Source organism: Enterobacter sp. FB (genome assembly GCF_000805795.1).
Classification (GTDB): domain Bacteria; phylum Pseudomonadota; class Gammaproteobacteria; order Enterobacterales; family Enterobacteriaceae; genus Enterobacter; species Enterobacter roggenkampii.
The window spans coordinates 918,362-937,435 of sequence record NZ_JSZC01000013.1 but is presented as its reverse complement, the minus strand read 5'-3'; the positions used below and the strand labels follow the sequence as shown (position 1 = coordinate 937,435).

Annotated in this window: 22 protein-coding genes and 1 pseudogene; 12 read left to right on the top strand and 11 right to left on the bottom strand. The window is 54.0% G+C overall.

Annotated features, from left to right (window positions below; translation table 11 throughout):
- The first annotated feature begins 63 nt into the window (after positions 1 to 63).
- Entirely contained in the window at positions 64 to 564 is a 501-nt protein-coding gene (locus tag PI91_RS11360) for a YbaK/prolyl-tRNA synthetase associated domain-containing protein (RefSeq protein ID WP_008500735.1), read from the top strand.
- 21 nt (positions 565 to 585) lie between these two features.
- Here PI91_RS11360 and yoaI read toward each other — a convergent pair whose 3' ends face one another.
- The gene (gene yoaI / locus PI91_RS25665) at positions 586 to 690 is read right to left on the bottom strand and encodes a small membrane protein YoaI (protein WP_010430055.1); all 105 of its coding nucleotides are present in this window, start codon (positions 688 to 690) and stop codon (positions 586 to 588) included.
- Between the two features lie 144 nt (positions 691 to 834).
- Between yoaI and PI91_RS11355 the strand changes: the two genes are divergently transcribed.
- Positions 835 to 1,281: a DUF441 domain-containing protein gene (locus tag PI91_RS11355; RefSeq protein WP_008500737.1), complete on the top strand. Its 447-nt coding sequence runs from the start codon at positions 835 to 837 to the stop codon at positions 1,279 to 1,281.
- Here the strand turns inward: PI91_RS11355 and PI91_RS11350 are convergent.
- Positions 1,265 to 2,056 carry a helix-turn-helix transcriptional regulator gene (locus PI91_RS11350; RefSeq protein ID WP_032651495.1) on the bottom strand — a complete coding sequence of 264 codons (792 nt, stop codon included), beginning with the start codon at positions 2,054 to 2,056 and terminating at the stop codon, positions 1,265 to 1,267. The genes PI91_RS11355 and PI91_RS11350 overlap by 17 nt on opposite strands.
- A gap of 99 nt (positions 2,057 to 2,155) precedes the next feature.
- Between PI91_RS11350 and PI91_RS11345 the strand changes: the two are divergent.
- Positions 2,156 to 3,334, top strand: a pseudogene (locus PI91_RS11345) (CynX/NimT family MFS transporter); the annotation flags it as partial.
- Positions 3,335 to 3,373: 39 nt separating this feature from the next.
- Here the strand turns inward: PI91_RS11345 and PI91_RS11340 are convergent.
- Positions 3,374 to 4,081 carry a CTP synthase gene (locus PI91_RS11340; RefSeq protein WP_021241044.1) on the bottom strand — a complete coding sequence of 236 codons (708 nt, stop codon included), beginning with the start codon at positions 4,079 to 4,081 and terminating at the stop codon, positions 3,374 to 3,376.
- A gap of 101 nt (positions 4,082 to 4,182) precedes the next feature.
- Here PI91_RS11340 and PI91_RS11335 point away from each other — a divergent pair, with 101 nt between their 5' ends.
- Positions 4,183 to 4,527: a DUF488 domain-containing protein gene (locus PI91_RS11335; RefSeq protein ID WP_039266151.1), complete on the top strand. Its 345-nt coding sequence runs from the start codon at positions 4,183 to 4,185 to the stop codon at positions 4,525 to 4,527.
- On the opposite strand, the gene PI91_RS11330 is transcribed toward PI91_RS11335, so the two are convergent.
- Together PI91_RS11330 and PI91_RS11325 are read right to left on the bottom strand one after the other, a co-directional pair.
- Positions 4,528 to 4,833, bottom strand: coding sequence for a hypothetical protein (locus tag PI91_RS11330; protein WP_021241042.1), 306 nt, complete (start codon positions 4,831 to 4,833; stop codon positions 4,528 to 4,530). It abuts the gene before it with no gap.
- Between the two features lie 80 nt (positions 4,834 to 4,913).
- Complete coding sequence (locus PI91_RS11325) at positions 4,914 to 5,168, bottom strand: DUF333 domain-containing protein (protein WP_039266150.1); 255 nt, start codon at positions 5,166 to 5,168, stop codon at positions 4,914 to 4,916.
- 308 nt (positions 5,169 to 5,476) lie between these two features.
- Here PI91_RS11325 and PI91_RS11320 point away from each other — a divergent pair, with 308 nt between their 5' ends.
- On the top strand, positions 5,477 to 6,505 hold the full coding sequence (locus tag PI91_RS11320) for a sensor domain-containing diguanylate cyclase (protein ID WP_031274981.1): 1,029 nt from the start codon (positions 5,477 to 5,479) through the stop codon (positions 6,503 to 6,505).
- 45 nt (positions 6,506 to 6,550) lie between these two features.
- Entirely contained in the window at positions 6,551 to 6,649 is a 99-nt protein-coding gene (locus tag PI91_RS25660) for a YoaK family small membrane protein (protein WP_014883431.1), read from the top strand.
- Positions 6,650 to 6,779: 130 nt separating this feature from the next.
- On the opposite strand, the gene PI91_RS11315 is transcribed toward PI91_RS25660, so the two are convergent.
- The 3 genes from PI91_RS11315 to PI91_RS11305 form a co-directional block, all read right to left on the bottom strand.
- A complete protein-coding gene (locus PI91_RS11315; protein ID WP_008500746.1) occupies positions 6,780 to 7,028 on the bottom strand; it encodes a GlsB/YeaQ/YmgE family stress response membrane protein in 249 nt (82 codons plus the stop codon).
- A gap of 282 nt (positions 7,029 to 7,310) precedes the next feature.
- Positions 7,311 to 8,795, bottom strand: a complete 1,485-nt coding sequence (locus PI91_RS11310) for a diguanylate cyclase (protein ID WP_369804006.1) — start codon at positions 8,793 to 8,795, stop codon at positions 7,311 to 7,313.
- Between the two features lie 167 nt (positions 8,796 to 8,962).
- The gene (locus PI91_RS11305) at positions 8,963 to 10,483 is read right to left on the bottom strand and encodes an EAL domain-containing protein (RefSeq protein ID WP_084635643.1); all 1,521 of its coding nucleotides are present in this window, start codon (positions 10,481 to 10,483) and stop codon (positions 8,963 to 8,965) included.
- 236 nt (positions 10,484 to 10,719) lie between these two features.
- Between PI91_RS11305 and PI91_RS11300 the strand changes: the two genes are divergently transcribed.
- A complete protein-coding gene (locus tag PI91_RS11300; RefSeq protein WP_039266149.1) occupies positions 10,720 to 12,219 on the top strand; it encodes a cyclic diguanylate phosphodiesterase in 1,500 nt (499 codons plus the stop codon).
- 290 nt (positions 12,220 to 12,509) lie between these two features.
- On the opposite strand, the gene PI91_RS11295 is transcribed toward PI91_RS11300, so the two are convergent.
- From PI91_RS11295 to icd, 3 genes are all read right to left on the bottom strand, one after another.
- Positions 12,510 to 12,755, bottom strand: a complete 246-nt coding sequence (locus PI91_RS11295) for a DUF2543 family protein (protein WP_025911748.1) — start codon at positions 12,753 to 12,755, stop codon at positions 12,510 to 12,512.
- 74 nt (positions 12,756 to 12,829) lie between these two features.
- A complete protein-coding gene (locus tag PI91_RS11290; protein ID WP_008500751.1) occupies positions 12,830 to 13,177 on the bottom strand; it encodes a DUF1304 domain-containing protein in 348 nt (115 codons plus the stop codon).
- Positions 13,178 to 13,254: 77 nt separating this feature from the next.
- The gene (icd, locus tag PI91_RS11285) at positions 13,255 to 14,505 is read right to left on the bottom strand and encodes an NADP-dependent isocitrate dehydrogenase (RefSeq protein WP_023292761.1); all 1,251 of its coding nucleotides are present in this window, start codon (positions 14,503 to 14,505) and stop codon (positions 13,255 to 13,257) included.
- A gap of 117 nt (positions 14,506 to 14,622) precedes the next feature.
- On the opposite strand from icd, the gene rluE reads away from it, so the two are divergent.
- The 5 genes from rluE to purB are packed head-to-tail and all read left to right on the top strand — an operon-like array spanning position 14,623 to position 18,960.
- On the top strand, positions 14,623 to 15,276 hold the full coding sequence (gene rluE, locus PI91_RS11280) for a 23S rRNA pseudouridine(2457) synthase RluE (RefSeq protein WP_008500753.1): 654 nt from the start codon (positions 14,623 to 14,625) through the stop codon (positions 15,274 to 15,276).
- Between the two features lie 9 nt (positions 15,277 to 15,285).
- Positions 15,286 to 15,759 (top strand): NUDIX hydrolase, encoded by a 474-nt coding sequence (locus PI91_RS11275; RefSeq protein ID WP_039266148.1) that lies wholly within the window; start codon positions 15,286 to 15,288, stop codon positions 15,757 to 15,759.
- A 40-nt stretch (positions 15,760 to 15,799) separates the two neighbouring features.
- Positions 15,800 to 16,912: a tRNA 2-thiouridine(34) synthase MnmA gene (gene mnmA, locus PI91_RS11270; protein WP_021241033.1), complete on the top strand. Its 1,113-nt coding sequence runs from the start codon at positions 15,800 to 15,802 to the stop codon at positions 16,910 to 16,912.
- Between the two features lie 28 nt (positions 16,913 to 16,940).
- The gene (hflD, locus tag PI91_RS11265) at positions 16,941 to 17,570 is read left to right on the top strand and encodes a high frequency lysogenization protein HflD (protein ID WP_008500756.1); all 630 of its coding nucleotides are present in this window, start codon (positions 16,941 to 16,943) and stop codon (positions 17,568 to 17,570) included.
- A 19-nt stretch (positions 17,571 to 17,589) separates the two neighbouring features.
- Entirely contained in the window at positions 17,590 to 18,960 is a 1,371-nt protein-coding gene (purB, locus tag PI91_RS11260; RefSeq protein ID WP_008500757.1) for an adenylosuccinate lyase, read from the top strand.
- Positions 18,961 to 19,074: the final 114 nt, after the last annotated feature.

Sequence of the window (19,074 nt, the reverse complement as noted above, 5' to 3'; positions counted from 1 at the left end):
GACCCCGTTCATCCCGTGCTAATGTAGACCCCTGCATACTGGATTATCACCGGGAAAATCGTTATGACTGACGACGTTATTGGAACAGGAACCCACCAGCAGCTCATTACCTTACTCACCGAGCAGGGCGCGCGTTTTCGCGTCATGGAGCACGAGGCGGTCGGGAAATGTGAAGCGGTAAGTGAAATTCGCGGAACCGACCTGCGGCAAGGCGCCAAAGCCCTGGTTTGCAAGGTGAAGGGAAACGGCGTAAAGAAACATGTTCTGGCGATCCTCGCCGCCGACCTGCAGGCTGACCTGAGCCAGCTTGCCAGCCATTTTGGCGGGCTAAAGGCCTCCCTCGCCAGCCCGGCCGAAGTCGATGCCCTGACCGCCTGCGTTTTCGGCGCTATCCCGCCCTTTAGCTTCCATCCTGACCTGGCACTGGTTGCCGACCCGCTGCTGTTCGAGCGCTTTGACGAAATCGCGTTTAACGCCGGCCTGCTGGAGAAATCCGTCATTATGGATACCCAGGATTACCTGCGCATCGCCCGTCCTGAGCTTGTCACCTTCCATAAAGCGTAACTGCGATGGCTGACGCCCCTGTCAGCCTTTTCTTTCCAGGAACAGCACGGAGGCAACAAGAATAACGGCAATAGCGAAAAACGATGAGGAGATAATCAGCGTTTCCACAAACATGTGATCGTTCATGATAGCGACCCTTTTGCGATATCTGCTTTCGTTTTAATCCGCGTAAATGACAAGGTTATGACAACGATAAAATCTTTTTAAAACTGTTCTCTGCCGCGTTTGCGCGTACAGTAAACAGGACCATTATTCTGGCAAGGATTCCCTATGTTTGACCCTACTCTGCTCATTCTTCTGGCACTCGCCGCGCTCGGCTTTATCAGCCATAACACCACCGTTGCCATCTCGATTCTGGTACTGATTATTGTGCGCGTGACCCCGTTAAATACCTTTTTCCCGTGGATAGAAAAACAAGGCCTCACCATCGGGATCATCATCTTAACCATCGGGGTAATGGCGCCCATCGCCAGCGGCACGCTTCCCGCCTCAACGCTGCTGCATTCGTTTGTAAACTGGAAATCGCTGGTGGCGATCGCGGTGGGGATTTTTGTGTCATGGCTGGGCGGACGCGGCGTCACGCTGATGAGCAGCCAGCCCTCGCTGGTGGCGGGTCTGCTGGTGGGCACCGTGCTGGGCGTGGCGCTCTTTCGCGGCGTGCCGGTCGGCCCGCTGATTGCGGCAGGCCTTGTCTCGCTGTTTATTGGGAAGTCGTAGTCAGGCTGGCCATATAACGCGCCGGCGTCTGGCCCAGTCCCTTCCTGAACATGGTGATAAACGCGGTGGTCGAGTCATAGCCCAGTGACTGTGCCACCTGCTGTACCGATTTTCCGCCGATCAGGTGCTGTAACGCCACAATCAGCTGCAGCTGGTGACGCCAGCGGCGGAAGCTCAGACCGGTCTCCTTCACTACCAGCCGCGCCAGGTTGCGCTCGCTCATGGCGAAGTGGCTCGCCCACTGCGCCAGCGTCTGCCAGGCGGCGGGCTCTTCCGCCATCTTCTCGCTCATCAGCCGGATTTTGGGATGGGGCGACACGGGCAGCTGCAGATGCTCCTGTCGCTGGAGCGGCAGCTCGTCAAACAGGACGTCCACCAGACGCGAGGTGGCCGCGAGCTGCAGCTGTTCACGTGATTTTTCCGCGAGCGATAAAATCAGCTCCCGCACCAGGGGGGAGATTTTCAGGGTACAGCAGCGCTCGGGCAGGCTGGCAGCCCCCGGCTCAATGAACAAAAAGCAGAGCTGCGCGCCCGGCGTGGCCCTGTTACTGTGCGGCATCTGTCCAGGGATCCAGACGGCATACTGGGGCGGCACCATCAGCATGGCATTTTCCACTTCACAGGTGATTGCGCCGCCGAGGGCCAGAATCAGCTGCCCCTTACGGTGATGATGAAGCGGAATATATTGTTCCTCCGCCACTACCTGAATGCGAAATGCGACGGCCGCATCGTACTGGCTATCTGGATCGTAGCCCTCCAGTCCCAGACCAATCATCAGTTTGTCCGATATGAGCGATAAACTGTCATTTTAGCCTGATTTCAACCGCTGAGAAAATCGGTATTGTGTGCGCTCGCTTGAACGTATGAGAACATAATGACTACTGCTATTCGCACCTCAGGAAAACACGGCGCGCTGTTGATTGCAGGCATCCTGATGATTGCCACCACGCTTCGCGTCACCTTTACTGGCGCAGCGCCGCTGCTCGATACCATTCGTCTTGATTATGGCTTAAGCACGGCGCAAACCGGTCTGCTGACCACCCTGCCCCTGCTGGCTTTCGCCCTTGTCTCGCCGCTCGCCGCAGGCGTTGCCCGGCGTATCGGCATGGAGCGCAGCCTGTTTATCGCCCTGCTGCTCATTTGCGCCGGGATTGCCGTTCGCTCGCTGCCTTCCGCCGCTTTGCTTTTCATCGGAACGGCGATCGTCGGCTGCGGTATTGCGCTCGGGAACGTGCTGTTACCGGGATTAATTAAGCGTGATTTTCCGGGCCAGGTGGCGAAGCTCACCGGCGCCTATTCCCTGACGATGGGCGTCTCGGCGGCGTTTGGCTCAGCGATGATCGTTCCCCTTGCACAGGGGAGCGCGGGCTGGCATGGCGCGCTGCTGATGCTGATGGCGTTTCCGCTGGTCGCACTGCTGCTCTGGCTGCCGCAGTGGCGTCAGAAACACGTCGCAACGGTAACGGGCGCAGGCGCGCTGCAAAACCGCGCGCTCTGGCGCTCGGCCCTCGCCTGGCAGGTGACGCTCTTTTTAGGAATTAACTCGCTGATCTACTACGTCATCATCGGCTGGCTGCCGGCGATATTGCTGAGCCACGGCTACAGCGAAGCGCAGGCCGGTTCGGTGCACGGTCTGTTGCAGCTGGCCACGGCCGTGCCGGGACTCGCCGTTCCGCTGATCCTCCACCGCCTGAAAGATCAGCGAGCGATCGCAGGCTTAGTGGCACTGATGTGCGCGATAAGCGCGGCAGGATTATGGTTTATGCCCGGAATGGCGGTGATGTGGACGCTGATGTTTGGCTTTGGCACAGGGGCAACAATGATCCTCGGCCTGACGTTCATCGGCCTGCGCGCCAGCTCTGCGCACCAGGCGGCGGCGCTCTCCGGAATGGCACAGTCGATTGGCTACCTGCTTGCCGCCTGCGGCCCGCCGCTGATGGGGAAAATTCACGATACCGCAGGAGACTGGCAAATCCCGCTTCTGGGCTGTGCGCTGGCCGCTGTGATAATGGCTATCTGCGGTGTGTTAGCCGGGCGAGACCGGGAGATCGCGCCCGTTAAATCCTCAGGCAGACCACCGGGTCTGCCTTTTTTACCCGCGCGCCGCGCGCAGCATCGCCTGCACCAGCACGACCGGGCGTCCTTCCAGCGCGGCACGTTCATGCTGGAATAAGGTGATCACGAAGAACGGGTGCGTCACCAGCTCCGCGGCACGAATTTCACCCTGATCGTCCCAGCCCGTTACATGCATATCACCGCTTTCCAGCGCCTGCGCAAACGCCGGCGACACGCCATAGTTACAGTGATACCCCTCTTCAATTTCCGGCTTGCCGTACGCTTTGGCGATCAGCGTATTATTGCGCAGCTCAATGGCATCCGTTTTTTCCACCAGCGAGCAGGTCAGCGGCGCAATCACCATGGTGCCTTCGGTATCCGTCTCAGCGTGTGCCGCATCAGCCCAGCCCAGCACGTTTCGGGCATACTCAATCAGCGCATGCTGGAACCCGCCGCAGGTGCCCAGGAACGGGATGCCGTTCTCACGGGCGTAGCGCGCGGCAATAAAAGCGGCCGCCGTGTTTTTATAGGGGCTGGCAGGAACCAGCCAGATGGCATCGTAGCCCACCAGATCTTCAGCGCTTGTTAGCTCCGTCGTGGCCAGCCAGTCGTAATCGGCGGTGAGGTCAAGCACTGCGGCGGCGTCGTCAATGGCCAGCGGGATAGCCTGATGCGCAATAACATTGGGATTGTAATCGCCAACCAGCGCAATGCGCAGCGTTGTTTTAACCGGGAGGTGTTCCATGAAAGGTTCCTTATGCCAGAGTATTATCAGATAACATAAGGAACCTCAGACTACCGATCTTTTGCAATTATCACAATACCTTAAATTGGGAGGGTGGAATCATGATTCAGTGCAAACGGGTCTACGAACAGGCAAGCCCTGACGACGGCTATCGGGTACTGGTGGACAGGCTGTGGCCGCGCGGGCTGAAGAAAACGGATCTCGCGTATGACGAATGGTGTAAAGCGCTCACGCCCTCAACTGAACTACGCAAGGCCTTTCACAGCGACACGATTGATTTCGCCGCCTTCAGTCAGGCCTATCGGGAAGAGCTGGCGCAGCAGGCTGACGAGGGCGTGCGTCTGGCGACGCTGGCGCGCAGGCAGACCGTCACCCTGCTCTTTGCTGCCAAAAATACGGAGCAAAATCACGCTCTGGTCTTAGCCGACTGGCTGCGCCATCTGTGATCAGCCGATCGCCAGTTCATCCAGAATTTGCGGCGCTTCATCCGGGGTGAGCGGCATCAGATGTTCGGCGCGGACAAACGCAAAGCCGTGCTGGTTGTCAAAGGCGTAGACATCACCCGTCACCAGCCAAAGCGCGCGATCTGCGGTGACCGGTAATTGCGTCATCACGCCGTTGACGGGGTTAACAAAACGCAGGCCAGGCTGGCAAAGGCCAAACAGCTCAACGGATTTACCAATATTGCGACGGCCTGACGCCGTGCGGGCGCCAACGATCATCGCCATGCTGCCCGGTTTTAGCTGAAACATACTTCTCTCACGATAACGAACGCCAGGAACTGGCTAAGAATAATCTTAAAGAGAAGTGTATCGCAGGCAATATTACTTTGTCACCTGGCGGGTTGCGGATGGTCGCGACGATAGAGCGTCCATTCATCAATCACTTCGCCGCCCGGTAATTTGCACTCGGTACGCACGCCCTGCGGGCTTTGAAACGGGACCTGTTCCCCGCCTTTCTCCAGACAGTAGACGGAAGCTGGGTTCGCCATACCGATAACGTGCGGCGGTTTCGGTGCATCAGGTGGCGTGGTTTTGGCGGTGCAGGCGGCCAGGGCAAGCGCCAGCGCCAGAAGCAGAAATCTCATCTCATTGATCCTTTTGACGTCATCAGAGTCTAAGGGTAACGGGTCATCGCCACGTTCTCCATGATTTCTCCATTTTAACTGCACTTTTCAGCACTATAGTGTGGCATGTTCTCGATATGACCAGAGAACATCATTCCGTAATCAAGATGTCTTTGCCCCGGTCTCAACAACGGGGCTTTTTTCTCGCCTGCTGCCCGCCCCCTGCATATATTAAATTTTCTGTATTCATGTTTTACTATGTCTGAAGCCTAAAAATTCAGCATAACATGCAGATGCAGACGTCTTCTGCCTGGGAGTTATTCTACGTCATGTCGGATCTTATCCTCGCTCGCGTTTCAGAAACCCTTGCCACCGAGCAATCCCTTGAAAGCCTCGTTCGCCAGCTGCTGGAGATGCTGGAGATTGTCACCGACATGGAGTCGACCTACCTGACGAAGGTGGATATCGAAGCGCGGCTACAGCACATTCTCTACGCCCGCAACAGCAAGCAGATGACGATCCCGGAGGGGCTGAGCGTCCCATGGGATGAGACGCTGTGCAAGCGCGCGCTGGATAGTGACACGATATTCAGCAATGACGTGCCCGAGCGTTGGCCCGAGTGTGAAGCAGCGAAAGCACTTGGCATTACCACCTACATGAGTATTCCTGTCCATCTTGCGGATGGTTCACTTTACGGAACGCTCTGTGCCACCAGCACGGCCAGAAAGCCGCTGAGCGAGCGCGGTGAACAGGTTCTGAAGCTCTTCGCCGGGCTGATCGCCCAGTCCATTCAGAAAGAGTCGCTGGTCACCCAGCTTCGCGAAGCCAATGCGGCCCTCATCGCGCACTCCTATACGGATGCCCTTACCGGTTTACCCAACCGTCGCGCCATTTTTGAAGATCTGACCACCCTCTTTTCTCTGGCCCGGCACCTTAAGCGTAACGCCATCATCGCGTTCATCGATCTGGATGATTTCAAACTGATTAACGATCGTTACGGCCACGAGGCTGGCGACCAGTTCCTGATAGAAGTGGGTAAGCGTTTGACGGAAGAGAAACAGCAGGACGATATTATCGGTCGTCTGGGCGGGGATGAATTTCTGGTGGCGTCGCTAAGCCAGCCCCACCAGGACGGGGATAACGCGCAGCTTACGCTGCTCAAAACGCGCCTCAGCGCCTGCATCGCTGGCGAATACTGGCTGGGCAGCGTTCATATTATTTATCCGGGCGCCAGCTTCGGCGTGATCGAAGTGGACCCTGCCGCAACCGATCCTGACAGCGCGTTACGCGCTGCGGATGTCGCGATGTATCAGGATAAGAAAGGAAAAAGCAAATCACGCTTTCTCACCATTGATTAACCCCGTACACTCTACGGCGTTACAGAAACCGAAACAGGTGATGGTATGAGAATAGGGATCCTCTTCCCGGTCGTTATATTTATAACGGCGGTGGTATTTTTAGCGTGGTTTTTTGTCGGCGGTTACGCGGCGCCGGGGGCATAAATGCGGATGACAACCGTCATTATGCTGATCGTTGCCATCGCGGCGTTTGCAGGCACGCAGCTTGGCTGGTGGTAAACGCCAGTACGTAAAAAGGCCGCCATCTGGCAGCCTTTTTCAACGCTTTAAGACCTTAGCTTTTGATCTTTCTGTAGATAAACAGAACAACCAGCGCACCGATCACCGCGACGGCGAAACTGCCGAAGTTAAAGCCATCGACCTTGCCAAAACCGAACAGCGTACTGATCCAGCCGCCGACTACCGCGCCGACAATACCCAGTATTACGGTGACGATAAACCCACCGCCATCTTTGCCCGGCATGATCCACTTCGCCAGAATACCCGCAATAAGCCCAAAGATAATCCAGGATAAAATTCCCATAACTTTCCTCTCTGTATGGTTTTTGTCATTAAATCAACGACACAAAAAAGAATAGCACAGGATTCCAGAAAGGAAATTTGTGATAAGCATCACAATGAGAGAGTGGGGAATTATTCATCAAAAAAATGTACGGGCCACAGAAACTGTGGGGTTGCATCTTTTGTTGAGAAAGATTATCTTTCTCAACACTGAATAGTTGAGAGAAACACTCAAGTATTCAGTACGACATTGCTCACATTGCTTCCAGTATTTCTTGCCCACTCCTGAGTGGGCTTTTTTTTCTCATACCCCAACAAACGCGTACCGGTTACGTCCCGCGCGTTTCGCCTGATAGAGCGCCTGGTCTGCGGCAATAATGATATTTTGCTGGCTGCCTGCAATGTCGACGGCACGGGCGGTGGAAATTCCGACGCTTACCGTCACCCGGCCGAAGGGGCTAAAGGCATGCGCGATTTGCAGCGAGAACACATTGCGAATAATCGTCTGGGCCAGACGAAGTGCCTCCTGAATATCCGCATCCGGCAATATCAGCGCAAACTCCTCTCCGCCGTAGCGCGCCACAAGCTGATTATCACGGGTAAGGCTCTCCCTGAGGCTGTTTCCGAGCATTGCCAGACACCGGTCCCCTTCAGGATGACCATAGTTATCGTTGTATTTTTTGAAGTAGTCCACGTCCACGATCAGTACCGAAATCGGCGCGTCATGCGCGGCGCACGTAGCAATTTCCGAGAGGATTTTTTCATCAAAGACGCGGCGGTTGTACAGCCCGGTCAACGCATCTTCTGAAGCGATAATCTTCAGCGCTTTGTTATCCCGTGTTTTTCGGGACAGGTCGGAATACAGGAAGTACGACGCCACGATGAGTATCGCCGTAAACACGAAAATGAGTACCGCCAGCTGAATCGCCTGCTTGCGCCAGGGTGCAAGAGCTTCATCAATGCTAACGGCCACTGTGGTGACCAGTCCGTAGCGTCTGTTTTTCTCATAGGCATAGATGCGCTCGATTTTATCAAACCGTGAGATGGAGCTGGCTATCCCCGTATTTTGTACTTTGAGATATTTCCTGAAGAGCGGTGAATCAGAAACAATCGTGCCGATATAGGTATTTTTAAAGGGATAACGGACCAGCAGCACGCCTGATTGCGTCGTTAAGCCGATGACGCCCGAGTGGCCGATATTAATCTGCCCGTAGAGTGCCAGAAAATTTTCAATACCGAGCGTCACCACCACGACACCGTTAAATGCCCCGGACTGGGTTTCAAGGCGCCGACTGAGGGTGATAACCCATTTGCCATTGGTTCTGCTTACCACCGGCTCCCCAATAAAGACCTGCTGAGTTTTATTTTCCTGGTGATAGATAAAAAACTCTCTGTCCGAGCCTTTGCGTGGCCCCGTGAAACTTTCATGCAGCGCGGTGAAGATATCGCCCTGAGCATCGTAAACAACCACATTATTAATCTGGGTAAGAAGGTTATCCTGATTATGGATCATGTGCTGAATATTGGTCGCCTGCTGCGGGGTCATGCCATAAATTTCGATTATGTCGGAAACGGTAGTAATTAACATTTCACTCTGGCGCATGATCCCTTCAGTATAAACATCCAGGGTGTGGCTAAGATTAGCGACGCTGGTATTAATTTGCTGGATTGACTGCTGTCTGGACGTGGCAATTTGGACGGCAAGCGCCAGCGAGATGATCAATGAGACAATGATGACGGTAATGGTTGTTGTGTAAAAAGTATTTTTCACATGCACGAGCTTTTCCACCTTATCACGCCTGATATCCCTGGCTGACAACTCTTGTCACTGTAACAAAGCTCAGGATAAGAGGAAAATGAATTGCACTTAAGCATACAACAGAAGCTCGTCTTTATTTTGTTTTTCACCGCCAGGCAACCCGCTCTATTCCTGATTTTTTTACAGCGCCTGACGTTTTACAGCATCACGGCCTCCCTGGGCTTAGATAAAATGACTTTAATAAAATCGATATAGGAGACGGGTTTACCAAAATAATACCCCTGCAACAGGGTAATTTCATTACGGTTGAGGTACTCCAGCTGCTCTTTCGTTTCTACGCCTTCGGCCACGATACGCAATGAAAGTTTTTTCGCCAGGTCAATAACGCAGCCCAGCAGGATCGTTGAGTCCTTCTCCTCAGAAACCCGGTTAACAAAGCTTTTATCAATTTTAATATAATCTATGGCAAGCGCATTAAGACATGACAGCCCGGAATACCCCGTCCCAAAATCATCCAGTGCAATGACAAAACCGGCGTTATGCAGCGCGTTGAGGTTTTCCACCAGATGAGGATTATCGATCAACGGTTCACGTTCGGTCACCTCGAGAACCAGCTTCACGGCTTTACCCTGAAACCCCTTGCCGAAGAGACGACAGTCACCGAGGAAAGAAGGGGCATCAATGTGTCTGGCGCTGATGTTCACCCCGATATGGAACCCATCCGGTAGCTTCGGCAACAGCGGCTTAAGCTGTGTGACCACTTTCGCCATCAAGCCTTTGGTCAGCGGAATAATCAACCCGCTACGTTCAGCAATCGGAATAAAGACATCCGGCGGGATAAACCCAGACTTTGGATGCTTCCACCTTGCCAGGACTTCAACCCCGTATAACCCGCCGGTGTCCCCGTTCACGATCGGCTGATAATAAGGCACGATCTCTCCCTGCAAAATGGCCTTACGCAAATCGTCTTCAAAGGTGGTGCTTTTTCCCTTGTATCGGCGGATCAAAATGCCCACCGCCAGGGATAGCGCGAGAATCAGCAGTATCAGGCTCCAGCCCTGGTGCAGTAGCCGCGTCAGGCTAAAAAAGGCAGGCGGTTGCCAGGCCAGACTAAAGGGGAATTGCGAAGATGCCGTAAGTGAACCCGTCCACGAGGCCGCTTTCCAGCCGGTCACGTCACCGTTGCGCGTAAACATGCTTTCGCCGACAACCAACCCCAGGTCAACGCTGTTTGATGCGTTCGCGATGACGTCCTGCAAATGCGCATCGCTGACGCTGACGATGATGCGCCCGCCTGCGATGGGCATCTGGAAGACAAGTACCGGGATCCCGTTCACCAGTCGATTACCGGGGAGCAGCATTAATTCTTTTTCAGGTAGCGTCTCCGGATGAACAATCAATACGCCATTCCCCGGAAGGGATGTACAGATGATTTCACCCTGCTGCTGGATCATGATGGCGCGCAGATGCGGTTTTAGCGCAGCTTCTGTCCCCAGCGCCAGCTGCCCGCTGCTGGTACACCCCTGCTCCGCAACGCGCTTCGCCGTGCTGGCCGCACTGACGGCTTCCGACAAAATGCTTTCTATTTTCTGGGTGCTTACCGTGGCGGTATGAACGTTATTCATTTTCGCCATCTGCCATAACTGCCAGTTAATAATCAGTATGCCGATCAGAAAAAGAAACAGGGCACTGAGAATAGGGATCATCACGTTGCGCACGATGTTTTCCTTAATAGAATAAACAAGCATGAAGGATCTGAAAGAAGAACCCGTGGTTTACCTGACGTTGCCGATCGCAATGAAAATATCTTAGCTGAGAATTGTCTTAAAAAACTGATGCTTTCGTATGAGTTCACCCGCCCGAATTTGCTCACCCGGCGTGACTATCAGGCTTGTGCCTTGCCCAGGCTGTGTTAAGATTTATGAATTCAGGGAGCGGACAGGATAACCGGAAAATGAAAAAGCGCATTGCCGTTGCGATCGTTTCAACGCTTCTGGTCATCCTGTCTCTTTATGCGGTCAATGCGGTTATCCTTGGTCAGCAAAAAACCAAACAGCTTGAAATATCCCGGACCCTTTTACATTATTCCGAAGACCTGTCCCAAAACGTGGCGCTGGGCCTTAAAAGCATAACGACGCAGGGGTGTGATAAAACCAGCCTTGATAGCTACAGACAAATAAAGCTTAACAACCTCTATTTCGGCGATATCGGTTTTATTGAAAAAGGAAAAATTATCTGTACTGCTTTTTGGGGTAAACTCGCGACGCCCGTTCCACTTCCTGCGGAACTGCATAAAACGCCGAGAGGTTTTCTCCTCGCGCAGTTTTCAAGAAAAGACTTTTTCACGGGCAATGCGGCCATTTATAATAATATTATTATCTTCACCTCCCGCTATGCTTACGATAAATTCACCCCGGTTACCGCAAGCTATTCTCTGAGTGCCACCACAAAGGACTTTGGCCGGATCTTTTTTTCGGCTGCCCCCGACCTGCGAGCGCGGAGCTGGCTGCACTCCACGTTGTTCACCCTGACCATTACACAGTGCAGCGCCGTGTGGGATTTATGCGTGATTGTAAAACATCACGATGCGGGACTGGCCTCGTTACCCCCGTTTATCTTGACGTTTCTCGCGATCATTCTCTACTTTATCTGGGCCGCGATAACGTTATTTGTCTTCCGTATCCATGAAGACCGTTTTTCGCTGGAACGTACGCTAATCAAAGCCGTGATAACAAATACCTTCAGCGTTAACTATCAGCCCATTATTCGCATTCGCGATCAAAAAATCGTGGGCGTGGAAGTTCTGTCGCGATGGCGCGATCAAAAACACGGAGACGTCTCGCCGGAGCTGTTTATCCCATTAATTAAGAAAATCGGGCTGTATAAAAGATATTATGGCAATGTTATCGGTAAATCTCTCTCAGAAATTGCCCCGCTGGCGATTAAGCATCAGCTGATCGTTTCAATCAACGTTGGGCGGAAAGAAATTGAAGACGGACAGTTTATTAACATTTTGCGTCGCGAGTGCTTAGTCAACAACCTTCCCCTTTCCCTGATGAAGGTCGAGCTTTCTGAGAAAGCCGTTTCCGCTGCGGATATCCTTGAGGGATTCTGCCAGGAACTAAAATCGCTTGGCGTTAAAATTTCAATCGATGATTTCGGCGTACAAAATTCAAATCTGGCGCGGCTGTCACAGCTTGAATATGATGAAATCAAAATCGATAAATCGCTGGTGGATGGCATCAGCGAAGATTATAAGCAAAACATCTTTGTTATCTTCAGCGATGCCCTCGCGAAGTTGAATAAAACCCTTGTTTTCGAGGGCGTGGAAAATGAAACTCAGTATCGCTTTATTGCGGACAGATATCCCGACGCGCTGATCCAGGGATGGTATTTTTCAAAAGCACTCACCCGGAGCGAGCTGGCGAAGCGACTCACCGGCGTCGCCCCCTAACATGAAGCCTGTCCTGCTCGTTTTTTTACACTCGGACGTTTCCATTTTTTCCGCCAAAACATATAGTCGTCATATTCAGACGGTAGATTACCCTGAAGCACACTCTTATTTTGGTTAAAAACGTGAAATTATCCTTAGTTTTTCCAGCAGTACTCTTTTTTCTGATCGTTATTTTCGCGCTGCTTGTCGATAAACCCGCTTCGCCTATTCTGCGGAAAAAATGCATGTGGTCCGATAGCGTGATGCTGAGCTGTATCGCAAAGCATCACCATAACGGTTTTTGAGGCAGGCTATTCATTTCCCCACTGATTGAGGAAGTTCGCAACATCATCAATGCGACCCGCACGGATCCCGGCTTCTGTGGCCATCTCCTGCTGGGCTTCCTCGCTGATCTCCTCATTATTCGCTAAGCGGGTAAGCAGCAGCTGGAAATAGTGTGCAAGCGCGTCGCGCTCTGATTCCGCGACTTGCTCTGCAGCCTCCGTCGCGTACTCATCGGCAATATCATAATATTTCAGGGGGATATCGTTGTGCATAACAGTCTCGTCTCTGGTCAATAAAGGTAACGTCACGAGTATATCGGACGCATTATCTCAACCAAAGCATTGCTTCAGATGAGTAACGCAAGCAGCGCAGCGAGCGCGGGAATGGCCTGCACGTACAAAATTTTTCGGCTGGCGGTGGCTGCGCCAAAAAGCCCGGCGATCAGCACGCAGGTCAGAAAGAAGATGGCCACCTGAATCCCGTTTTCGCCGAGCCAGAGGCTCCACAGCAGGCCCGCCGCCAGGAACCCGTTATACAGACCCTGATTCGCCGCCAGCACGCGGGTGTCGCGTGCAAAATCAGGACGCAGATTAAAGGCCTTGTGCCCTGTTTTGGTATTCCACAGGAACATTTCCAGCACAAGAATGTAGAGATGAATAAGTGCAACGACAGTGATAAGGACAGTGGCTAACATCGGGTTGTCTCCCGCGGGCAGAGGCAAAAAAAACGGGAACCCTCAGGCCCCCGCTCTTGTTTAACCCAGAATCTGGATTACATGTTCGCGATAATCGCGTCGCCAAACTCTGAGCATTTCAGCAGCTTAGCGCCTTCCATCAGACGTTCGAAGTCATAGGTTACGGTTTTCGCGTTGATTGCGCCTTCCATACCTTTAACGATCAGGTCTGCGGCTTCGAACCATTCCATATGACGCAGCATCATCTCTGCGGACAGGATGATAGAGCCCGGGTTCACTTTGTCCTGGCCTGCATATTTTGGTGCAGTACCGTGGGTAGCTTCGAACAGGGCGCACTCGTCACCGATGTTCGCGCCAGGGGCGATACCGATACCGCCAACCTGAGCTGCCAGGGCGTCAGAGATGTAGTCACCGTTCAGGTTCATACAGGCAATCACGTCGTATTCCGCAGGACGCAGCAGGATCTGCTGCAGGAACGCATCGGCGATCACATCTTTAATGACGATCTCTTTGCCGGTGTTCGGGTTTTTGATCTTCTGCCATGGGCCGCCGTCGATCAGCTCACCGCCGAACTCTTCTTTCGCCAACTGGTAGCCCCAGTCTTTGAACGCGCCTTCGGTGAACTTCATGATGTTGCCTTTGTGAACCAGGGTCACAGAGTCACGGTCGTTGGTGATCGCATATTCGATGGCCGCGCGCACCAGACGCTTGGTCCCTTCTTCGGAGCACGGCTTAATGCCGATACCGCAATGCTCAGGGAAGCGAATTTTCTTCACACCCATCTCTTCGCGCAGGAATTTAATCACTTTCTCTGCATCAGCAGAGTCCGCTTTCCATTCGATACCCGCGTAGATGTCTTCTGAGTTTTCGCGGAAGATGACCATGTCGGTCAGTTCTGGGTGCTTAACCGGGCTTGGGGTGCCCTGATAGTAACGAACCGGACGCAGACAGACGTACAGGTCCAGCTCCTGACGCAGTGCCACGTTCAGGGAACGGATGCCGCCGCCAACTGGCGTCGTCAATGGGCCTTTGATAGCAACGCGGTAGTCGCGGATCAGGTCCAGCGTTTCTGCTGGCAGCCAGACGTCCTGGCCATAAACTTGCGTCGATTTCTCACCGGTGTAAATTTCCATCCAGGAAATTTTACGCTCGCCTTTGTAGGCTTTCTCAACAGCGGCATCAACCACTTTCAGCATTGCCGGGGTAACGTCTACACCGATACCATCACCTTCGATGAATGGAATGATCGGATTGTGAGGAACGTTAATCTTGCCGTTTTGCAGGGTGATCTTTTTACCTTCCGCCGGAACAACTACTTTGCTTTCCATTAACCTCTCCTTCGAGCGCTTCTGGTTGTTACTGATCTTATGTTAATAAATTGTAATGAGCCCTTCGATAGTACCTGATTGTCCGACTCCATGAAAGGTCTTCGTTATTAGGCTATAATGCGGCAATTGATAACGCCTGAAAATACCATGAAGAAAACTTCTTTTACAAAACACCGGGTTGAGCGATTCAGCTCGCGACAAGCCGCCAGACGACCGCAAGAAACCCAGCCAAAGCGGGTGATTCTGTTCAATAAACCCTACGATGTTTTGCCGCAGTTCACCGATGAAGCCGGACGCAGCACGCTTAAGGACTACATCCCGGTTCAGGGGGTCTACGCGGCCGGGCGTCTGGACCGCGACAGCGAAGGCCTGCTGGTCTTGACCAACGACGGCGCGCTGCAGGCGAAACTCACGCAGCCGGGGAAACGCACCGGCAAAATTTACTTCGTCCAGGTAGAAGGCGAGCCGGATGACGAGACGCTGGAAAAATTGCGCAAAGGCGTCACGCTAAACGACGGTCCCACCCTGCCGGCAGGTATTGAACGCGTGAATGAACCGGAGTGGCTGTGGCCGCGTAACCCGCCTATCCGCGAACGCAAATCCATTCCGACAAGCTGGCTTAAAATCACCCTTTATGAAGGCCGCAACCGCCAGGTTCGGCGCATGACCGCACACGTCGGCTTCCCCACCCTGCGCCTGATTCGTTATGCCATGGGTAACTACACCCTGGAAACGCTGGCAAACGGTGAATGGCGGGACGTTACCTCTTAAGGAGTCACTATGTTTAAACCTCATGTCACGGTTGCCTGCGTGGTCCACGCCCGGGGGAAATTCCTTGTTGTCGAAGAGAGCATTAACGGCAAAGCGCTGTGGAATCAGCCTGCCGGGCACCTTGAAGCCAATGAGACCCTCCTGCAGGCGGCAAAACGCGAGCTGTGGGAAGAGACCGGTATTCACGCCGAGCCCCAGCACTTCATCCGTATGCACCAGTGGATTGCGCCCGACAGCACACCGTTCCTGCGTTTTTTATTTTCCGTTGAGCTTAGCGAAACGTGCGCCACTGAGCCGCAGGATGACGATATCGACCGCTGTCTGTGGGTCACCGCCGACGAGATCCTGAACGCGCCAAACCTGCGCTCGCCGCTGGTTGCGGAAAGCATCCGCTGCTGGCAGTCAGGCGCACGCCTGCCGCTGGATGTCATCGGCGCATTTAACTGGCCGTTTACAGAGGGTGCCAATGGTGGGGGGGCGTGATAGAATACGCCGCCTTGAAGTTCAATGTCGTGAGTATTCCATGTCAGATAACAGCCAGAAAAAAGTGATCGTCGGCATGTCCGGCGGTGTCGATTCCTCCGTTTCCGCCTACCTGTTACAGCAACAGGGCTATAAGGTGGAGGGCCTGTTCATGAAGAACTGGGAGGAAGATGACGGCGAGGAATACTGCACTGCCGCAGCGGATCTCGCCGATGCGCAGGCCGTGTGCGATAAGCTCGGCATTGAACTGCACACCGTTAACTTTGCCGCAGAATACTGGGACAACGTTTTTGAACTGTTCCTCGAAGAGTACAAAGCGGGCCGTACGCCGAACCCGGATATTCTGTGCAACAAAGAGATCAAATTTAAGGCCTTCCTGGAATTCGCCGCGGAAGATCTGGGCGCAGACTACATTGCGACCGGTCACTACGTGCGTCGCGCTGACGTGAATGGCAAAAGCCAGCTGCTGCGCGGTCTGGACGGCAACAAAGATCAAAGCTATTTCCTCTATACGCTGAGCCACGAGCAAATCGCCCAGAGCCTGTTCCCGGTCGGCGAGCTGGAAAAGCCTCAGGTGCGTAAAATCGCCGAAGAGCTGGACCTGATCACCGCGAAGAAAAAAGACTCTACGGGTATCTGCTTCATCGGCGAGCGCAAATTCCGCGATTTCCTCGGACGTTACCTGCCCGCACAGCCGGGTAAAATTGTCACCGTCGACGGGGAAGAGATTGGCCAGCATCAGGGGCTGATGTACCACACCTTAGGCCAGCGTAAAGGCCTGGGTATCGGCGGGACGAAAGAAGGTAGCGAAGATCCGTGGTACGTGGTCGACAAAGATGTCGAAAACAATATTCTGGTTGTTGCTCAGGGCCATGACCATCCGCGTCTGATGTCCGTTGGCCTGATCGCGCAGCAGCTGCACTGGGTCGATCGTGAGCCGCTGAAAGGCACGCTGCGCTGCACGGTGAAAACACGCTACCGTCAGACCGATATTCCTTGCACCGTTACCGCGCTTGATGACGACCGCATTGACGTGCGCTTCGACGAGCCGGTCGCCGCCGTCACCCCGGGTCAGTCCGCTGTCTTCTACAGCGGCGAAATCTGCCTGGGCGGCGGGATCATTGAACAGCGCCTGCCGCTGCCCGCTGTTTAACAGCGTTTGCACACATAAAGGAGACCGTGTGGCGAAGAACTACTATGACATCACCCTGGCGCTGGCGGGAATTTGCCAGTCAGCCCGTCTGGTGCAACAGCTGGCGCATCAGGGTCATTGCGACGCTGATGCCCTGCACGTTTCACTCAACAGCGTTATCGACCTCAACCCCGGTTCGACCCTGGGCGTGTTCGGTGGCAGTGAAACCAATCTTCGTCTCGGTCTTGAAACCCTGCTTGGCGTGCTTAACGCCAGCAGCCGTCAGGGGTTAAACGCAGAGCTGACCCGCTACACGTTGAGCCTGATGGTGCTGGAGCGTAAGCTGAGCGCAGCAAAAGGTGCGCTTAATACCCTGGGCGATCGCATTGCCGGGCTACAGCGTCAGCTTGACCATTTTGACCTGCAGTCCGACACGCTGCTGAGCGCCATGGCCGGCATTTATGTTGACGTCATCAGCCCGCTGGGCCCACGGATTCAGGTCACCGGCTCCCCTGCCGTGCTGCAAAGCCCGCAGGTACAGGCAAAAGTACGCGCCTCCCTGCTGGCAGGGATCCGTGCCGCCGTACTGTGGCACCAGGTTGGCGGTGGCCGCCTGCAGCTAATGTTTTCTCGTAATCGCCTGACCACTCAGGCAAAACAAATTCTTGCTCATTGTTAACCTCCCGGAGTTGCGAATTATGGAATTATCCTCACTGACCGCCGTATCCCCTGTCGATGGACGCTACGGCGATAAAGTCAGCGCGCTGCGCGGGATCTTCAGCGAATATGGTTTGCTGAAGTTCCGTGTTCAGGTTGAAGTACGCTGGCTGCAAAAGCTGGCCGCCCAGGCAGCAATCAAGGAAGTTCCTGCTTTTGACGAAAAGGCAAACGATTACCTTGATAAAATCGTTGCCGAGTTTAGCGAACAAGACGCCGCGCGCATTAAAACCATTGAGCGCACCACCAACCACGACGTGAAGGCGGTTGAGTACTTCCTGAAGGAGAAAGTGGAAAGCGTTCCTGCGCTGCACGCCGTGTCTGAGTTCATTCACTTCGCCTGTACGTCTGAAGACATCAACAACCTCTCTCATGCGCTGATGCTCTCCACCGCGCGCAAAGAGGTGGTGCTGCCTTACTGGCGTAAAATCATCGACGCGGTGAAAGCGCTGTCCGTGGAATACCGCGACATTCCGCTGCTCTCCCGTACCCACGGCCAGCCAGCCACCCCATCCACGATGGGTAAAGAGATGGCGAACGTCGCGTACCGTATGGAGCGCCAGTACCGTCAGCTGGAACAGGTTGAAATTCTGGGCAAAATCAACGGCGCGGTCGGTAACTATAACGCCCACATCGCCGCGTATCCGGAAGTGGACTGGCACCAGTTCAGCGAAGAGTTCGTGACCTCGCTGGGCATTCAGTGGAACCCGTACACCACCCAGATTGAGCCGCACGACTACATCGCCGAGCTGTTTGACTGCATCGCGCGCTTTAACACCATCCTGATCGACTTCGATCGTGACGTGTGGGGCTACATCGCCCTGAACCACTTCAAGCAGAAAACCATCGCCGGTGAAATCGGCTCTTCCACCATGCCGCACAAAGTGAACCCGATCGACTTCGAAAACTCCGAAGGTAACCTGGGTCTGGCGAACGCCGTGCTGCAGCATATGGCGAGCAAACTGCCGGTATCCCGCTGGCAGCGCGACCTGACCGACTCCACCGTACTGCGTAACCTGGGCGTGGGCATCGGCTACGCGCTGATCGCGTATCAGTCCACGCTGAAAGGCGTGAGCAAGCTGGAAGTGAACCGCGATCGTCTGCTGGACGAACTGGATCACAACTGGGAAGTGCTGGCGGAGCCGATTCAGACCGTGATGCGTCGTTACGGCATCGAAAAACCGTACGAGAAGCTGAAAGAGCTGACCCGCGGCAAACGCGTTGATGCCGAAGGTATGAAGCAGTTTATCGACGGCCTGGCGCTGCCGGAAGAAGAGAAAACCCGCCTGAAGGCGATGACTCCGGCGAACTACATTGGCCGCGCCATCACCATGGTTGACGAGCTGAAGTAATCTCCTCTCCCCCCTTTCCGCCCGGAAAGGGGGTTGCTTTTCCACGGTTTACTCAATGTTTATCCCCACAGCAACATAATCAGCGTTAAACTATTCATACTATTTATTCTGGGA